12 protein-coding genes are annotated in these 18,356 nt (G+C 44.7%); 7 read left to right on the forward strand and 5 right to left on the reverse strand.

Annotated elements, in window-relative coordinates; translation table 11 throughout:
- Positions 1-132 precede the first annotated feature (132 nt).
- Positions 133-369 (reverse strand): hypothetical protein, encoded by a 237-nt coding sequence (locus tag QUB08_RS21085; RefSeq protein WP_333226785.1) that lies wholly within the window; start codon positions 367-369, stop codon positions 133-135.
- 316 nt (positions 370-685) lie between these two features.
- Between QUB08_RS21085 and QUB08_RS21090 the strand changes: the two genes are divergently transcribed.
- The 5 genes from QUB08_RS21090 to QUB08_RS21110 all read left to right on the forward strand — a co-directional run bounded on the left by QUB08_RS21090 (position 686) and on the right by QUB08_RS21110 (position 5,108).
- Positions 686-922: a Calvin cycle protein CP12 gene (locus QUB08_RS21090; protein WP_190662788.1), complete on the forward strand. Its 237-nt coding sequence runs from the start codon at positions 686-688 to the stop codon at positions 920-922.
- A gap of 398 nt (positions 923-1,320) precedes the next feature.
- A complete protein-coding gene (locus tag QUB08_RS21095) occupies positions 1,321-1,941 on the forward strand; it encodes a DUF3177 family protein (RefSeq protein ID WP_333226787.1) in 621 nt (206 codons plus the stop codon).
- Positions 1,942-2,210: 269 nt separating this feature from the next.
- Positions 2,211-3,665 carry a hypothetical protein gene (locus tag QUB08_RS21100; RefSeq protein ID WP_333226789.1) on the forward strand — a complete coding sequence of 485 codons (1,455 nt, stop codon included), beginning with the start codon at positions 2,211-2,213 and terminating at the stop codon, positions 3,663-3,665.
- Between the two features lie 667 nt (positions 3,666-4,332).
- Positions 4,333-4,614: a peptidoglycan-binding domain-containing protein gene (locus QUB08_RS21105; protein ID WP_333226791.1), complete on the forward strand. Its 282-nt coding sequence runs from the start codon at positions 4,333-4,335 to the stop codon at positions 4,612-4,614.
- A 221-nt stretch (positions 4,615-4,835) separates the two neighbouring features.
- Entirely contained in the window at positions 4,836-5,108 is a 273-nt protein-coding gene (locus tag QUB08_RS21110) for a peptidoglycan-binding domain-containing protein (RefSeq protein ID WP_333226793.1), read from the forward strand.
- A gap of 48 nt (positions 5,109-5,156) precedes the next feature.
- Here the strand turns inward: QUB08_RS21110 and QUB08_RS21115 are convergent, their stop codons facing one another.
- The gene (locus QUB08_RS21115; RefSeq protein ID WP_333226795.1) at positions 5,157-8,552 is read right to left on the reverse strand and encodes an ATP-binding protein; all 3,396 of its coding nucleotides are present in this window, start codon (positions 8,550-8,552) and stop codon (positions 5,157-5,159) included.
- Between the two features lie 814 nt (positions 8,553-9,366).
- Between QUB08_RS21115 and QUB08_RS21120 the strand changes: the two genes are divergently transcribed.
- Positions 9,367-9,666, forward strand: coding sequence for a DUF7734 family protein (locus QUB08_RS21120; protein ID WP_006635886.1), 300 nt, complete (start codon positions 9,367-9,369; stop codon positions 9,664-9,666).
- A 91-nt stretch (positions 9,667-9,757) separates the two neighbouring features.
- On the opposite strand, the gene atpC is transcribed toward QUB08_RS21120, so the two are convergent.
- The 3 genes from atpC to QUB08_RS21135 all read right to left on the reverse strand — a co-directional run bounded on the left by atpC (position 9,758) and on the right by QUB08_RS21135 (position 12,742).
- The gene (gene atpC / locus QUB08_RS21125; protein ID WP_006635885.1) at positions 9,758-10,165 is read right to left on the reverse strand and encodes an ATP synthase F1 subunit epsilon; all 408 of its coding nucleotides are present in this window, start codon (positions 10,163-10,165) and stop codon (positions 9,758-9,760) included.
- A 183-nt stretch (positions 10,166-10,348) separates the two neighbouring features.
- Positions 10,349-11,806, reverse strand: a complete 1,458-nt coding sequence (atpD, locus tag QUB08_RS21130; RefSeq protein WP_333143861.1) for a F0F1 ATP synthase subunit beta — start codon at positions 11,804-11,806, stop codon at positions 10,349-10,351.
- A gap of 132 nt (positions 11,807-11,938) precedes the next feature.
- A complete protein-coding gene (locus QUB08_RS21135) occupies positions 11,939-12,742 on the reverse strand; it encodes a PEP-CTERM sorting domain-containing protein (protein ID WP_333226796.1) in 804 nt (267 codons plus the stop codon).
- A 1,178-nt stretch (positions 12,743-13,920) separates the two neighbouring features.
- Between QUB08_RS21135 and QUB08_RS21140 the strand changes: the two genes are divergently transcribed.
- The coding region (locus tag QUB08_RS21140) for a two-partner secretion domain-containing protein (protein WP_333226798.1) at positions 13,921-18,356 on the forward strand (4,436 nt) is incomplete at its 3' end.

Below are 18,356 nucleotides of genomic sequence, written 5' to 3' on the forward strand. Positions count from 1 at the left end.
GGGGGGACGCTATTCTTGGGCGATCGATTCCCCATCGATTGCCGTTCTTGTGTTAACATAAGTTAACATGAGTGTCCCATTAATCTGTTTAGTGTTAAATGCCGTATTCAGCTAAATCTTAAAAGATAAAGCTCAATACAGTTTGACACACCAACCTCGTGTAATGTTTTCATCAAAAGTAAGGTCAGCTCGACCTACATTGATGCCTGTGGACTCTTCCCCCGCCGACGGGGTAGAGTAAAGCAGGAAGTAGAGACGGCTGCTGCGATCGCAGTTATGGATGGTTTCTCTCTGGGCTGCTGCAACAGCAGCGCATCTCAAGCTATTATTAGCTGGGGTCGCCAGACCGAAACAGCAAATCCAACCCAAACTAACATCCCAAAAGAAAACCTTTCTTACTTAATAAGGTCAACGATCCAGGTCTAAATACACGCTCGCTTCGAGCCTAAGACTTAAACCACAGTTGACCCGCCGTATACTTTAGAAGTCTACGTTTTTTGAGTTATGACACCAAGCGGCTGCTTAGCTAGTCCCTTGCTCTGTCGTTAACGGTTAAACATCTTTATTTGGGTTAAGGACGTGCCGTTAGCCGAACAAGCTCACTAAACAAAGGCCCGTGCTAACATTACCTAGAAATAGGTCGGGGACAACAATATTCTCCTACACTTTCCTACCAACAAGTTTTATGACAACAACACCCGCAGGCAACATCCAAGAGAAAATTGAAGAAGAACTAGAAAGCGCTCGTACCGTCTGTGACCTCAAGGGCGCAACTTCCGGGGAATGCGCGGCTGCGTGGGACGCAGTTGAAGAACTGCAAGCAGAAGCTTCCCACCAAAAGCAAGTCAAACCTAAGAATTCTTTTGAAAAATTTTGCGACGACAATCCTGACGCTGCTGAGTGCCGCATCTACGAGGAATAAACGAGCCCTTTAGCTCTATGCCTTCCCTCCCGCGCCGAAATCTAACTTTTGGCGCGGGAGAATTTTATTTGAGGGGTTGAGCCTTTAGGTAATGGCGAGATTTGCCCTCTATCCCAATACGGTTCAAATCCGCCAGCTTCCCCCTCGCCCCCCAAGGGGGACAAGAATTTGCTCTTGCGTCCCCCAAGGGAGGCGAGGATGGGAAGGAGGTATCTGAGGAATAAACAGTTTTAACTCAAGCGTATTGCCGTCTATCGTGTCTCAAGTAGCCTTCAAAGCGCGCCAAGTACCTTAGAAAATAGCAGTAACTAAAACATTAAGACCGTGTTCTGGTTGCTGATTTTTTAGCATTTTTGTAGTAAAATTTGTGACAAATAAGTGAGTATATTTTCCCAAAGATGTTGAGTCTTTTATTGGCAGCCACCGGGCCTTGGTTTCAACCGCTAGTCTGGATGGATTACCGGTTGTCTGTGTTATTAACAATTTCGATCCCGCTGGTAGTGCTGATTTGGGCTGTTGTGGCAAAAGCTGAGGCGATCGTCCGTTTGTCGATTATTTATTGGCGGGTGGCGAGTTTGCTGGCAATTACACTTTACCTGATGATGGCTGCGCTGCCTGTGAGCTTTGTATCGTCGGTGATTGGGAGGGCCTTAATTCCTGCTAGTCTGTGGTTTTGGGAGGATTTAAACGAAGAAATTGCCGATCGACCGCAGTCGCCCCTGAAACTGGCTTTTACAGCTTGGCGGTGGGCGATTACTTTTTACAGCGGTTTGGGCGCTCTAGCTCAACTTCCCTTCTTAAGCTGTGCTTTTAAATCGCAAATTGAGGTAATTGACGAACCTTTTTGCCGCATTTGGTTAGACCCACCTTGGCTCTATAAACAAATGTTTCACCCTACTACAACCCCTCAATTTTTGGGATTGTTGGGTCTGATTGGTTTAGCTATCTATGTAATTTACTTGTCATACTTTGTGCTGATTAGACTAGGAAAACAGGGGAGGTCAGCTACCGGAAATTAAGTTTAGTTTGAGTTAGTATTTCCCTCCTAAATTGCAGCTAAATTATTCCAGCAAAATCTCATAAATCCCAAATAAAAACAGCCGGGGCGCATCTAGGATAAAATCAAACTAACAGCCGGGTGGCTGACGTGACCCGCCCAAAAACGGATACAAGCCGTGGACTCCTGTCGTGGAGATCTAAAAATTTTAGACTAAGGTTCAAGCTTCCAGATTCATCTGTCGAGAAAATCTAAAATCTAAAATCTAAAATCTAAAATCGACTGACAGCAATGTTATTGGGAAAGACTGTGATGGATAGCAAACAAGCCTACTTACAGTGCTTAGAAAGGCTGATTTGGGCGATCAATCGCCTGGAAGCAAAAGTCGAACCAAGTGAACTCGCTCGGATTGCCGAACTGATTGTTCAGCCGATGATGGGGCCCTGGCGGTTTTTTCACACCCCCGAACATATTTTTGATGTGGGGGGAAAGGAAGACGCGATCGAGGTTTTGGCCGCTTTATTTCACGATACCGTCTACGTGCAAGTCGATCGCAGCATTAACTTTAACGTCAGCTACTACATCACTCCTGTTGCAAAAGAGGTTAACCAACAACTACAAATTCGGGATAAATCTGAACTGCCTGCGGATGCTACCTTCGAGATGGTAATGCTGGTATTCAAGTTTGAACCGGGCGAAGTCCTCAATCCTTTGGCTGGACAAAACGAATTTCTCAGCGCTGTGGTAGCAGCAAAAGCTCTAGAACCATTTCTCAAACGCGAGCAATTGCTTCAAATTGCAGGCTGCATTGAAGCAACCATTCCTTTTCGCGTCGCCGATGCGGGAGTAACGGTAAGCCAGCGCCTTTATAACCGCTTGCAAGCAATCAATGGCCTATTTAACCTCAGTTTGACTGATGAGGAAATGCGGGAAACGGTCAAAAAAGCTGTGCGAATCTCTAACCGGGATGTGATGAGTTTTGCTCACCATAGTTCAGCCCATTTTTTGGCAAATACCTGGAATTTACTGCCGGAAACCAATCACAATCTCATCTGCTGGGGTTTTTATACGGTTCGCGACTACCGAGTTGCTTTGTTCAAGATGGAAGGTTTTCTGAATTATCTCAAGCCAGAGATGATTTTCCGGCAGTTTGAGGGATATCCAGACGATCGCACCTATCAGCGCTGGGAAACTACTGCTAAGTACAATCTCGAAATTGCGAAGCTTTATTTGGGGTGCAAACTGGCTGCCCTAGCCCTGCTAGAAGCTCTTTCTTCGGATTTGGGGATTGAAGTTTCTCTGGCGATGATGACGGGAGGATTTCCAGATCAAGCTCCTAACTGCGTGCGCCTAGAAAGCTTTTTTCCCGAAATAGAGAAACCTTACCAACCTAAAATTGGTTTAGAAACGGAAGTATTGAATTTATTAGAAAATGGGCGGGCTAAAAGCACTTCTAATACCGATTTGGAGAGTTCGCCCCTGACAACGTTTGTGGTAAAAATTGTTGGCTTTGACGAAATGCGCTATCAGTGCGATCGAGCTAAGGAATTTTTTCTAGAAAATCTCAACGCCGACGACTTTATTTCCGACTTTAACCCGATAGTTACAGAAATTGTCATTGATTCAATTCTCAAGTTGTTTGACAGCCGGAAATCTACTATCTACCGATACTACGATATCACTTCTAAGTTAAAGTCGCAACCCCAGACCCATTTTCCCGATCGCCCTTTTCGATCGCATGGTTAACTAGCTGTGAACAAACCTGACGGTCAACTGAGTACAGTTAGACCGCAGGCTTCTTTTTCCTTTTTTTTCTCATGCTTTTTATAGTGAGGTAGTTCCACCCCCACTTGCTAATATAGTATCAGAGTATTTCCCGAGCATCTTGGGGTATAAAAGAATAATTGTCGGTTTCGGTACCGAAACCCGACGAGCCTTTCATCACGCGGGCGTAATTCCCAACGGGGTACGGGGCCGAGCGCTCAGATTAATCCCCTCTAAATATACGCCCGGGACTTCCCGGCTGGTAGTTAAATACAGTATTTTTGCCTCCTCTATAGAAAAGACCATTACTCAGCTTATACAAGAGTGGAGCGATTACACCGTGACAGGATTGATTGCCTCGCTTTCCCTACGTCAATCTGCCTATCCATCCCGACACCAACAGCCCTACAGGTATGGTGTGGGGCTTCCGGCAAAGATGCTAAAAGTTGATAAAAAATGGAAATTCACTGCTGTTTGCCTTTGACAATTATTTTATACAAAAGGGATTTGATAGCGGGCTGTCACTCATTTGAGCTACCCCAAATAAGCGTCACTATAAAAAGCGACTGTTAAAGCACTTCCCCCCACAGCTACAACTGGGGAATAGCAAGTTCAAACAACTTGCAAACCACTAATCCCCAATCAAACCATGCAAACCACAAATTCAATTTACGCTCAATTGCCTCTTTGCTCTTCACTGCCCACGCTGAAACGAAATAATAGCACCACTGCCAATCAAAACGTCCGCTATCTCCAACAATCCTTAGTTGAAAACGGATATCCCGTCGCAACTGATGGATTCTTCGGCCCAAAAACCGAACAAGCAGTCATCAGATTTCAAAAGGAAAATCAGATTGCTGTTGATGGCATTGTCGGCCCTCAAACTTGGAGTCTATTAGGCGCTTGTTATACAGGTGAACCCGGATGTTAAATCCAAGTTAACTAATCCTAGGTGCACGGGTAGCAAGAAACTGGGTTTTTTCACAGCAATACTTCCTTTACACCCCCAGAAACGCTAAAAAACCTGGTGGTTGAGCGAAGCCGAAACCTCGTTTATGCCAGTAAAAAGTGCATCCAGGACTATTAATTAACATCTTTTCCGCACTTCTCTGCTTTTAAACAACTTGCAAACAACCAATGGAGAATCAAACCATGCAAACCACAAACGCAATTCGTACTGAATTACCTTCCTGCCGTTATTTTCCCCTACTAAAACGCAACGATGGCGTCACCCAAAATGAGGACGTTCGCTACCTTCAGCGACTCTTGAATGCCAGCGGATTTTCTTTAAATACTGATGGAGGCTTTGGCCCAAAAACCCAACAAGCAGTCATCAATTTTCAAAAGCAGCAACAAATCGTTGCTGATGGCATTGTCGGCCCTAAAACTTGGAATAAATTGGGTGTTTGTACAACTATATTTTAAAGTTTGTGCAACCATCTGTTAAAGAGAGTAGGGCGTGCAGTGCGCGCCCTATTTCTCCGTCGAAGTTTCCACCCCAGACCACCCCTCCGGGGCTCCGTACATTCGATACTTGCGAGAGCGTTTGAAATACAGCATTGCTACGCGATCGTCAGGATTGATTTGTAAAATATTCTGAAATACTTTTTGGGCGGCAACAAATTTTTGCTCGTAGTAAAAATTGAGGGCTTCTTGAAAAACCTCCGCAGTTTGCTGCTTAAGTACAATGCTTTCCTCTGTTTCTGTATCGTAAATTTCAAACACTGACACAGCAATTGTCTTTCCTTTCACCGTTACTCGATCGACAAATCTGTACTTATATTTTTCTGGATCGTCGAGGCGATCGATAATTGCACCGCTAACTAGAATGCCCGATCCGTAAACCTTAGTCAATCCTTCCAAACGAGACGCGAGATTCACCGCATCAGCAATCACCGTACTTTCCATCCGTTCTCGTTCGCCAATGGTACCCAACATCAAATTGCCCGCGTGCAAACCAACGCCGATCGCGATCGGAAACAATCCATTTTTTTCTCGCTGCTGGTTATAGAGATTTACTTCTTTCTGCATATCAATTGCTGCTCGCACACCATCAGATGGAGAGGTAGGAAACAGTGCCATGACTGCATCCCCAATGTATTTGTCAATAAACCCGTTATTTTTCCTGATTGCAGGGCTAACCCTTCCCAAGTAAGTATTAATAAATGCAAAATTTTCATCCGGTGTCATATTTTCAGAAAGCGCAGTAAACGAGCGAATATCAGCAAACAGCACTGTCATATCTCTTTCCTGATGTTCGCCTAATTTTACTTCAATAATACTCGGCTTTTCCAGCAAGTTTAGAAAATCGTGCGGCACAAACCTGCCGTAGGCTGCATTCAGTTTTGCTAGGCGAATTTGCGTGTTAATTCTAGCCAACAATTCCTTTTTGATAAAAGGTTTAGTTACATAATCATTTGCTTCTAAGTTAAAAGCTTCTACCAAGTCGGTAGTTAGATTTTTGGCCGTCAGCATCAGAATCGGCATTTCTAAAGGCGAGTATTTTTTGCGGACTTCTCGACATACTTCATAACCCGTCATCTGCGGCATCATTACATCGAGTAAAATTAAGTCCGGCTTAAATCCTGATTCAATCAGATTTACAGCTTCTAAGCCGTTGCTCGCTTGAGTAATCTCGTAGTTTTCTACAGAAAGACTGTTGATGATGACATGAATATTAATCGGCTCATCATCAACTACCAAAATTTTTAATTTTTCACTTTCTAGAAAGTCGCTATTGTCTGATGCCTGAGAATTTATTATAGATGATTGGCGGGCTAATTCAGGAGTGATTAAAATGCGAGATCCCTCGGTTAAATGCGGCTGTGTGCTGCTAAATTCCGGCTGACTCTCAGATACGGGCAAAATAAAGGTGAATTGGGAACCGACGCCTACAGTTGAAGATACCGAAATTTTACCTCCGTGCAATTCCACTAATTGCTTGGCAACAGTTAACCCTAAACCCGTGCCGCCATATTCTCTAGCAGTGGAACCGTCAGCTTGTTCAAAGGATTCAAAAATTCGCTCTAATTTATCTTCGGGGATGCCAATACCGGTGTCAGATACACTAATGGCTAATTGGGAATTAAGGGGTGATTGTGCCTGGCCCGTTACCAATTCGGCAGAAATTTCAACTCTGCCGCTTTCGGTAAATTTAATCGCATTGCCGATTAAGTTGTAAAGTATTTGCTGCAACCGATTCTCGTCGGCTGCTATTGGCGGCAATTCAGGAGCGACTGAGTTAATCAACTGCAAGTTTTTTTTGCCTACTAAGGGCTGAGACAAAGTGACAATTACCGAGACTATTTCTCGAATACCGACTGGCTTAATTTGTAGTTCTATTGTTTTGTGTTTGAGCTGCGAAAAGTCCAGAAGATCGTTAATTAAAGAAGACAATCTTTGGCCCGATGATGAAATCAAAGCTAAGTTAAAATTTGTGGATTCTGGCAGTTGTCCGGTAGCACCGTCTATTAAAGATTCTGCAATCCCAATAATGCCGTTGAGGGGAGTGCGGAGTTCGTGGGAAGTATTGGCTAAAAATTCGTCTTTTAGTTTGTCGAGTCGCTGCAATTCGGTATTTTTAGTTTCTAAGGCAGTAAAAGATGCTTGCAGTTGTGCTGCCATGCTGTTAAAAGCAGCGGCAAGTACCCCCAACTCGTCGGAGCGATCGAGCTTTACAGTTTGGTCAAATTGTCCTTCTGATAAAGCTATTGCTGCATTTTTTAATTTTATAAGAGGTTTTATAATCCAGCGAGAAGTGAGAATTCCTAACACAGTTGCCATGCCCAAAGCTGCCAGACATAGTAACACTGTAGTTCGGTTGCCCGCATTAATTTGTTCCATAAAGTCGGCTTCTGGAACGACAACGACAATCAGCAAATCTAAACCCTTGTCGTCTTGGAATGGCAGGACTTTTAAAAATTGCTGCTTCCCCTTTATCTCAAAATAGAGTTGCTGCGATTTTGTGATTCTCTGCAAGTTTTGAAAGTGACTTTCTAAATATTTAGCTGTAGTTTTCGTTACTGCATCGCTGCTTTCTGTAACTTTAAACAGTTCTTTTTTACCGTTTTCGGTGCGGAAAGGTTTTTCGGGTGTGGAAGTTGCCAGCAGCGTACCGTTTCTTTCGATAATAAAAGTTTGACCAGATTTACCTATTTTGAGGCTGTTTAAAAATTGGCCGATACTGTCGAGACGCAAAGCAGCAATTAATACTCCTTCTAGCTGTTTCTGGCTGTTGTAAACTGGTTGCAGCGCGCTGAGGAGCAAGGTGGGTTCTAGGAAGGATATATAAACTGAACTCCAAGTTGGTTTGGCTTCTAGAGCCGCATAGGTGTAGGAAGGGTGCTGTCGGATGTCGAAGTTTTTAACGGAGGCGGCTACTGTCGTGCGATCGCCCGTATCATTAGTATTGTAAGAATAAAAATCAAAATTTGTAGACGGGCCCGATGCGTTAATCAATAAAGTGCCGTTCGACATCTTTTCGCCAGTGCGATATTCTCCATCTGGATTAGCGATCGACGTAAAATTGATATAAGGATATAATTGCACTTGTCGCCACAGATACTTTTCCCAAGCTGACAAGTCTTTCATGTTCACAAAACCCAGTTTCACCGCATCTAGCTTGCTTTGATTGATTTGGTGCGGAGTTTGCAGATAAGTTCTCAAATTTTGCTCAATGCGATTGCTCACCTCCCCCATCAACTGGTCCGCCAGGTCATTAACTGCTCTTTGACTGTTTTTAAATGATAAATATCCCACAATTCCTACGGCTGCAAATACTTGCAAGACAAAGGGAACTATGAGTACAGTTTGCAGCGTTGCTTTTCTGGAAAGTTTTGCCACTAAGCGCTTGAGAGAAAGAGTGGACATAACATTAGTTTAGGTTGAAAAACCCAGTTAATACTTGGAGCGAAGACTTACCGCTGGTAAGTATTATAAACCATTTTGTACTTAAACACAAATTACGCAAGAAAGACCTGAACTCGTTTCTACAATTTTTAATCTTATACCAAATTATTAAAAGTCAAAGCGAACCGTAGAGACACGGCATTTCCGTGTACTACTCCCCGCGCCGGACAAGGCATTGCCCTGTCCCTACCGATGTTCACATACAATATATCTGTATCACTACCTTTCATCCAAAGCTTCTATCCCCGACTATCCTTGTGGCACTCCAGACATTCCATTCTTTAGAGAGCGCTGAGAGTAAATTGCTGCTAACTTATCTTGAGGCTTTCTTTCGCCAATCTTATTGAATAATTTTTGCGCTTCAGTAAAATTTTGCTCAAAATAAAGCTCCAGACCTTTTTGAAATTCTGCAGCAGTTGCCTGTTTTAGTTGAATGCTTTGTTATGTTTCTGCATCATACAGCCTATTCCAGGTTTATGAATTATACCGCGCTCTCACGGGGTTTATTTACAGTTCTCGCATCTTAACTGATTCTGTTGCTCGAAACCCGGTTTATCCGTACTAAATATACATAAAATATGCTGTAAAATATTGAACAAGTAGGTTTTGCCGACGGAAAATATTGCAGATGTTTTTGACAAAAATTATATTATGTGCGCTTACTTCCGGCTGTAAAAAACGGTTGAATTAAGAATAAAATATTGGCTCGCTGTCCATGAAATTAGCCGCAAAAATAAGCTATATTATAGCAGATTTCAGGAAAGTGAGATTTGCTATGGCTGACTCTATTGCTCGTCGCTTGGAACAATACACGGTAAAACGATCGCACGAAGTTTTAATCGTCAAAGCCCAAATTGACGGCGAATTCGATGAAATTGCTATTTTTAAAGGCTTTTCTAGCTCCCTGACGCGATCGACCGCTTTCGATCCAGAGGTTCCTGTTTTGCCGGAGGAAGCAAAAATTGTCAGTGTCGATCGCGTGGAGAGCCCCTACAATCCAAATAACCCCCGCTATCTTCAGCAGGGGTTATCTTGGGAAACAATGCAATCTCTATTGTCCGAGGCGGGAGTTTAGCAAAACATTAGGGACACAACGCGAGAAAAACAGTAGGGACACAACATTGTTATGTCCCTACTACAAAAGCACTATGCCCTTACCCTTAGAGCTAGAGCGTGCCGCCGGCAGCTTGGAAACGAGCTCTGGCGCGTTTGATTGCTTGCTTGGCTTGAATTTGCTCTTGCAAAGTGCCGCTAGTAGCCTTTTCCAAACGAGCTTCTGCTTCGGTGTAAGCAGTACGAGCAGCTTCTTTATCAATGGTTTCGCCTTTTTCAGCACCGTTGACAAGAATAGTAACTTTGTTTTCTTGGATTTCTGCAAAGCCACCCATCAGAGCAATAGACACCCATTCCTTGCCGGGACGGACGCGCATCACTCCGGTATCCAAAGCTGTCAACATTGGAGCGTGACCGCTCAAGATACCCAGTTGGCCTGTGGTGCTCGGCAGAATTACTTCTTCAGCATTAGAATCCCAAACTGTTTTGTCTGGGGCCACTACGCGCACAGTTAATGTCATAAATTGTCAGTTGTCGGTTGTCAGTTGTCAGTTGTCAGTTGTCAGTTGCCAGTTGTCAGTTATCAGTTGTCAGTTGTCAGTTGTCAGTTGTCAGTTGTTACCAATAACCAATAACTAATAACAAATAACTAATAACTACTGACTCGTGACTACTGACTCGTGACTACTGACTCATGACTAAAATTACTTGGCGTCAGCTTTCATTTTTTCAGCTTTGGCGATCGCCTCGTTGATATCGCCCACCAAATAGAAAGCTTGTTCCGGTAATTCGTCAAGTTCGCCAGCCAAAATCATCTGGAAGCCCTTAATGGTGTCTGCCAGCTTGACGTACTTACCGGGGGAACCGGTGAACACTTCAGCCACAAAGAACGGTTGAGACAAGAACCGTTCAATTTTGCGAGCGCGAGAAACCGTCAAGCGGTCATCTTCCGACAGCTCATCCAAGCCCAAAATCGCAATAATGTCTTGCAATTCCTTATAGCGTTGCAGAGTTGACTGCACCTGACGAGCAACACCATAGTGCTCTTCGCCGACAACGCTAACTTGCAACATCGTAGACGTAGAATCCAGCGGGTCAACAGCCGGATAAATCCCCTTCGCAGCCAAACCGCGAGACAACACAGTTGTAGCGTCCAAGTGAGCAAAAGTCGTAGCCGGTGCGGGGTCAGTCAAGTCATCCGCAGGTACGTACACAGCTTGAACCGAAGTAATCGAACCTTCGGTAGTCGAAGTAATCCGTTCTTGCAAGTCGCCCATGTCTGTACCGAGAGTCGGCTGATATCCCACAGCCGAAGGCATCCGACCCAACAGAGCCGATACCTCAGAGCCCGCTTGCACAAACCGGAAGATATTGTCAATGAACAGCAGCACGTCTTGCTTGCTGACATCACGGAAGTATTCGGCCATCGCCAGAGCCGACAAGCCCACGCGCATCCGAGCACCAGGCGGCTCGTTCATTTGACCGTAAACCAGAGCAATTTTCGACTTGCTGCGGTCTTCTTCGTTAATAACCCCCGACTCGATCATTTCTTTGTAGAGGTCATTACCTTCGCGGGTGCGCTCGCCCACACCACCGAACACGGACACGCCGCCGTGAGCCTTGGCGATGTTGTTCACGAGTTCCATCATAATCACGGTTTTGCCAACGCCTGCGCCGCCGAACAAACCGATTTTGCCGCCGCGACGGTAGGGAGCCAGCAGGTCAATCACCTTGATCCCAGTTTCAAACACCGAAGGCTTGGTTTCCAGTTCGGTGAAAGCCGGCGGGTTGCGGTGGATGGGCATACTTTCGGAAGTATTGACCGGGCCGAGGTTGTCTACGGGTTGACCGATGACGTTAAAAATCCGGCCGAGAGTTGGGATGCCGACGGGAACTTGGATCGATTCGCCGGTATCTACTACTTCCATGCCACGCACCAAGCCGTCGGTGGTACTCATGGAAACGGCGCGCACTTGGCTGTCTCCGAGCAATTGTTGAACTTCGCAGGTAACAGCAATGTCTTGACCTGCTTCGTTTTTGCCGGAAATCGTGAGAGCGTTATAGATTTGGGGCAGTTTGCCGCCTGGGAATTTTACGTCTACAACCGGCCCAATGATTTGGGTGATGTAGCCTACGTTCGTTTTTGTTGCGGTGGATACCATGAATAGTGCCTTTGTTAGGATGCTATTTTTCCCGTTATGGAAAAAGTCTTAACATTTAGAAATGCTATTCCTCAGATTACCACTGAACAGACGCACTATTTAGATTTGTATGGGGCTGGTTAAGAGTCATTTTTATGGTTGCTGCCCTCGCTTTTTTTTCCTGCGAGCAGCAGCGAAAGCCCCGATCCCCAGGATAGTCCCGAATAGTGTGACTGGTTCGGGGACAGGTTCGGGGACTAACTCAGCCGACACGGTGAAGTCTTGGAAGTCTTGGTCGTTTCCTCCGGCATCGTCGAAGGAGATTTGTATGCCCTGAGCCAGTTGGCCTATTGTGACGGATGAAAATTGCTCTGGGCCTTTACCGCCGTTGATGTTGGTAAATGAGCCGTTGGAGTTGTAGTCGAGCATAAAGTTACCAAACACGGCTTGCTGACATCCCGCCACCAGACATTCCTCTCTTCGGAACTGGCTGCCGGCGGCCCACCATTGGGGGCTGTTCATGAAGGTACTCGACGAGACGTATTGCTCGAAAGGTCTGCCGCTACCCGTGTCACTCCACAGCAGCAGGGCATAAATTTGATCCTTCAAAAATTTGACGGTTTGGGTGATGGAGCCGTTTTCGGAGGTGACTGCGTTGCCGAAGGTTCCCTGCCAGTCAGCGGCGCTGCCGTTATCTGAGGGTTGAGTCTCGTAAAACAGTCTGGCGATGTTGCTGTAGCCAGTGTTTCCTGAGTCAGCTTGGGCTACCCACAAGCTCGACTGGTAACCGCCGTGAGATTCCTCGAAGGTAAAGTTTATATTGGTATCTCTATCGAACTGGATGCCGTCCGTGCCAAACATGAAAGCTCGGACGGGCGTGCAGATGCTGAGCAACATTGTGGTTGCCAAGCTGGCGACTGTAAAAGATGTTTTTTTGACTAGCGTTAAGGTAGTCATAACCCTGATTCCTCCTGTATTGTTAGGTAGTAAGGCCGAAAATGCCCTAAATGCCATGTTGCCGTGACGCGAATAGACGATCGCGAGCCTGCGATATTTAGGACGATCGTCAAACCTAAAGAATAGGCTCCACACCAGTGAATCTACAGACAGATCTCACTTAAGGGTGTTTTGGAGTAAATGAGTGCTTCTTCTAAGAGTTTTCACTGACACCAGATTGACACAGTTTAATCTGTAACAGCAAGATTTTCATCCTGCCTAGACTTCCAACCTACTATATTTACTTCGTTTTAGTAACTGTCTAAAGTTGAGTGCAAGACTTGCAAATATTGGCTTTCATCAAAAATACATAAAATTTTTACTCTAGCTTTATGAAGTTTTGGTAAAGTTCATCCATAAAATATAAAGTTTTTGAGAGAAAGTCGGCTGTTCGGTTCGTTGTTCCTGAAAGCGGGCTGCAAGCTGCTCGGCCGATGGAGAAAGAAGCGGGGACGACCGCGAGTAGGGATTGGAGCGAGTTTTTTGCCACTCTAAGCAAGCGGGAGAACAGACATCGATACTTACGTACTTTTGACTAAAATTCCGAGTTTTTTAAACCCCTAACCCTCGCATTCCGCGCCCTATTTTCCCCCACAGTCCCGGACGCATCTACCCGGTTTTTTAAGGTAATTGGGTCAATCGATTTGAGATTTGAGATTTGAGATTAAGCTGTTACGCATTTAAATTTAAAATTCGGGACAGGCTATAAGCCCGTCCCACAAGAGTTTTAGGGATTTTTGACACACAGTTTAAATGTAAAACAGCTTAAAGATTAAAGAATGGAAGCATTGACTTGCGCGAGATAAATACGTTCGGCAAGTTTCATCGGATACAGGTTTTTTATTTCTGGGTCCTGAGTCTGCGCGTTGGAATGAATCACGTGGCGGGTATCCTGCATGCTTTCGGTCATGGAAGCATTGAAAGTCAAAAAAAGAAACTAAGTTTCATTTCCCGCGCCTGACTTCTAGTAAAAAAACTGTTTTTACGCCAATCATACTAATTAAAAACATACATTTCTTTTTTCATTCCTAATTATTCGCTCAGCAAAAATAGGCGGCTCCTATTGACATGAGAAAATTTTAGGAGTAAAAATAGTAGAAATAAATACGATCGCACTTTAAGCACAATCTTTAAACATAATGACACCCAACAAACTACATTGGCTCGGATGGTTATTCATTGTTAGCTGGCTGAGTGCAGCGGCGGGTTCGGCAAACGCGCAACCCATCGCCCCGGCACCAGACGGCACTAACACAGTTGTTACTCCCAACGGCAACCGCTACGACATTTCCGGGGGGTCATTGGGTGGTGATAAGGCTAACCTTTTTCACAGCTTTACTCAGTTCGGCCTCAGCGAAGGTCAAACAGCTAACTTTCTGACTAATCCGAATATTCAAAATATTTTGGGGCGGATTACTGGGGGAAATCCTTCTTTAATCAATGGCTTAATTCAAGTTACGGGCGGCAATTCCAATTTATTTTTGATGAATCCTGCCGGCATGATATTTGGGCCGAATGCCAGTCTCAACGTGCCTGGTTCTTTTAATGCTACTACGGCGACAGGGATAGGTTTTGGAAACAATCAGTGGTTTAGTGCGATCGGTAATAACAATTGGGCAACCTTAATCGGGATGCCTAATAGTTTTGCGTTTACTGCTTTACAGCAGGGGACTATTATTAATGCGGGAAACTTAGCTGTTACTACTGGATCTAATTTAACTTTAATTGGTGGTAGTGTTATCAATACAGGGCAACTTTCTGCTCCCAGTGGTAATATTTTAATTACTGCTGTCCCCGATAAAAATTTAGTCAGAATTAGTCAAATAGGTCACTTATTAAGTTTAGATATTCAACCACTGGCGAATACAGGTTTATTGCCTAACACCTGGACAGAGCCAGTGCTATCTTTGCCACAGCTATTAACAGGTAAGGGTAGTGAAAATGCCGCAGGTTTAACAGTGAATAGTTTGGGGCAAGTAGTATTGACGGGTAATAATAGTATTATCCCCGGAGATGCTGGAACGACCATTGTTTCTGGGAACATTAACACCGCTGGGATGACAGGGGGAACCGTTAATGTTTTCGGGGATAAAGTGGGGGTGATTGGCGGAAACATTAACGCTTCAGGTATTTATGGTGGTGGCAGTGTATTAATTGGTGGGGAATTTCAGGGTAAGGGTGCTGTACCTAATGCTAGCCGTACTTTTATTAGTAATAATTCTACGATTAATGTGGATGGAGTGAGTAGTGGAAATGGCGGTCGAGTTATCGTTTGGGCCGATGATGTTACTCGCTTCTATGGAAATATTAGCGCTCGTGGCGGTACATTTTCTGGCAATGGTGGATTTGTCGAAGTCTCTGGTTATAATGTTTTAGACTTTCAGGGAAATGTTAATACTTTAGCTCCCAATGGCACTGCGGGATTATTATTACTCGATCCTACTGATCTCACAATTATCGCTGGACCAGGGTCGTTTACTGCTCTTACTGATGTCGATCAATTTGCCGATCCTGACATTGGAGCTAATACTATTGATGCGGCTCTGATTAGTGGTGCGGCTACTAATGTTACGTTACAAGCAACAGGGAATATTACTTTCAGCGCTCCTGTTAACATAGGAACTGGGGGAGTGGGACTGACTGCACAAGCGAATAATGACATCTTTGTTAATCAGCCTATCACCACCTTTGGTGGGGCGATTACACTTACGAGTTCCAATGGGAATATTGATACAACCGGAGGAGCGCTCAATACCGATGGAGGGGATGGGACTTCAGGAGCGATCACGATTTCAACTACTGGTGGTGGTAACATTTCCACGGGCTATGTTAGTTCTGCTTCATCAGGTAGTTATGGAAGTAATATTACCCTTTCTGTCACTGGAGGAACAGGTTCCATTAACACCACTGCTGGAGACCTGAGCACCGATTCTTATGCAGGAGGTGCAGGAGCGATCGCCCTCTCAACTTCTGGCGGTAACATTACTACTGGCAATCTGAGTTCCTCTATCAGCCCTTTTACAGGTAATGGAGGTAATATTACCCTTTCTGTTACTGGAGGTACAGGTTCCATCAACACCAGTGCTGGAGTTCTTGATTCCCAATCCCAATCAGGAAATGGAGGAGCGATCGCCCTCTCAACGGCTGGCGGTAACATTACTACTGCTAGATTGGCGTCCTATTCAGGTTCAGGTACGGGAGGAAATATTACCCTTTCTGTTACTGGAGGAACAGGTGCGATCGATACGAAGGGAGAAGGTTTAGCGGCTTATTCCGTTACTGGCAATGGGGGTGCGATCGCGCTCTCCACTGCTGGGGGTAACATTACTACTAGCGATCTAACGTCCGCTTCTTTTGGTTCAGGTACGGGAGCGAATATTACTGTTTCTGTTACTTCGGGAACAGGCGCAATCGACATGAAAGCTGGAACTTTACGGTCATCAGGTTCAGGAAATGGAGGAGAGATAGCCATTTCCACTGCTGAGGGTAACATTACTACTAGCGATATAATTTCCCAGTGTTATGGTATTAATGGTACGCCAGGGAATATTACTCTTTCTGTTACTGCGGGAACAGGCGCGATCGACACGAAGGCTGGAAGTTTACTGTCCACTGCAGCTTCAGCAAATGGAGGAGCGATCGCCATTTTCACTGCTGGCGGTAACATTACTACTAGCGGTATAGATTCCAGTTCTTATGATGCAGGTAAGGGAGGGAATATTATTCTTTCTGTTACTGCGGGAACAGGCGCGATCGACGCGAAGGCTGGAAGTTTAGTGTCCTCTTCAGCTTCAGGAAATGGAGGAGCGATCGCCCTCTCAACATCTGGTGGTAACATTAATACTGGGACTCTGACTTCAACTTCAGGAGGTACGGGTACAGGAGGAAACGTCACCCTAAATTCTACTACAGGAAATACTATTCTTAATAGTAATATCAATGCCTCAGCGACCACTGGTAGCGGTGGCAATATTACCTTCCAATCACCTGTTATCCTCACTCAACCAACTATTACCCTGGGAACATCAGGATCTACCAGCAGCGGCAATCTCGCCTTTAATAACACCCTTGAGGGCACTACAGCAAACACTGAAAACTTATTCATAAATGCAGGTGCAGGCAACGTTACATTTACAGGCGAGATCGGTAGTATTATTCCCCTGGGAAATCTCACCCTCAATACCACAGGAAATAACACTTTTGCTAATACTACAAACCTTCTCAGCTTAACCACCACAGGTAATACCAATCTTAAAGCAAATGTAACAGCAACCGGTAGTATTAACTTAAATGACCCAGCGACAATTACCAACAATATTCTCCTTACAAGTAACTCAATTAATTGGACAGGAAATGTATCTGGTACAGGCAATCTAACCCTACAACCATTCACCGCCGCTGCGCCAATAGTCATCGGCAACATTCCCGGTAGCGGCTTAAATTTAACACCAACCCAAATAGGATTAGTACAACCGAGCTTAGGTTCATTTACCATTCAAACTAATAGCGGTGGTGATATATCAGTTAATGACCCCATTACCTTAAATCCTCCTACAACCCTGCAAACCTCACCAGGTACAATTACAATTAACAGTCCCATCACGGGAAGCAATAACGCTCCAATTACCATATCGGCAAATACAACAAATCTAAATGCTGACATCAGCACCTCAAACGCAAACATTGCCATCAACGGAAATACTTTACTTGGAAATAATGTTAATCTGAATACAGGCAGTAGCGGTAATATTATTTTAAATGGGGCAGTAGATGGCAACAATAACCTCACTGCTAGTGCAGGCACAGGAAACATCACCTTTAGCGGTGCAGTTGGCAATACCAAGGCATTAGGAAATATTACTGCTAACTCTACAGGAATAACCGCATTTAATCAAACAGTCGATGGCGTGAGTTTGACGACAGATGCTGGCGGCACAACTCAACTCAATGGTGATGTCAAGACAACCGGCAGTCAAACCTACGGAGATGCTGTCACTGTTGCAAATAATCCCATTCTCTCCGGCAGCGACATTACTTTCAATAATACTGTGGATGGCACCAGCGATTTGACAGCGAATGCCGTTACGGGTAATGTTACATTCAATGGTGCAGTTGGGAATCCCACAAATGCGATCGGCAATTTAAAAGCTAACTCTACAGGAACAACCGCATTTAATCAAACAGTCAATGCCGCGAGTTTGACTACAGATGCTGGGGGCACAACTCAACTTAATGGCAATGTCACTACAATCGGGAGTCAAACTTATGGAGATGCAGTTACAATTGCCAACAATCCCATTCTTTCAGGCAGCGGGATTACTTTTAACGATACTGTTGACGGCACCAGCGATTTAACTGTGAATGGCGGTACTGGTAATGTTACATTTAATGGTGCAGTTGGGAGTTTAACTGAACTCGGCAAATTAACAGCTAATTCTACAGGAACAACCGCATTTAATCAAACAGTTAATGCCGCAAGTTTGACTACAGATGTTGGTGGCACAACTCAACTTAATGGCAATGTCACTACAATCGGGAGTCAAACTTATGGAGATGCAGTTACAATTGCCAACAA

Source organism: Microcoleus sp. BR0-C5 (assembly GCF_036705045.1).
GTDB lineage: Bacteria > Cyanobacteriota > Cyanobacteriia > Cyanobacteriales > Microcoleaceae > Microcoleus.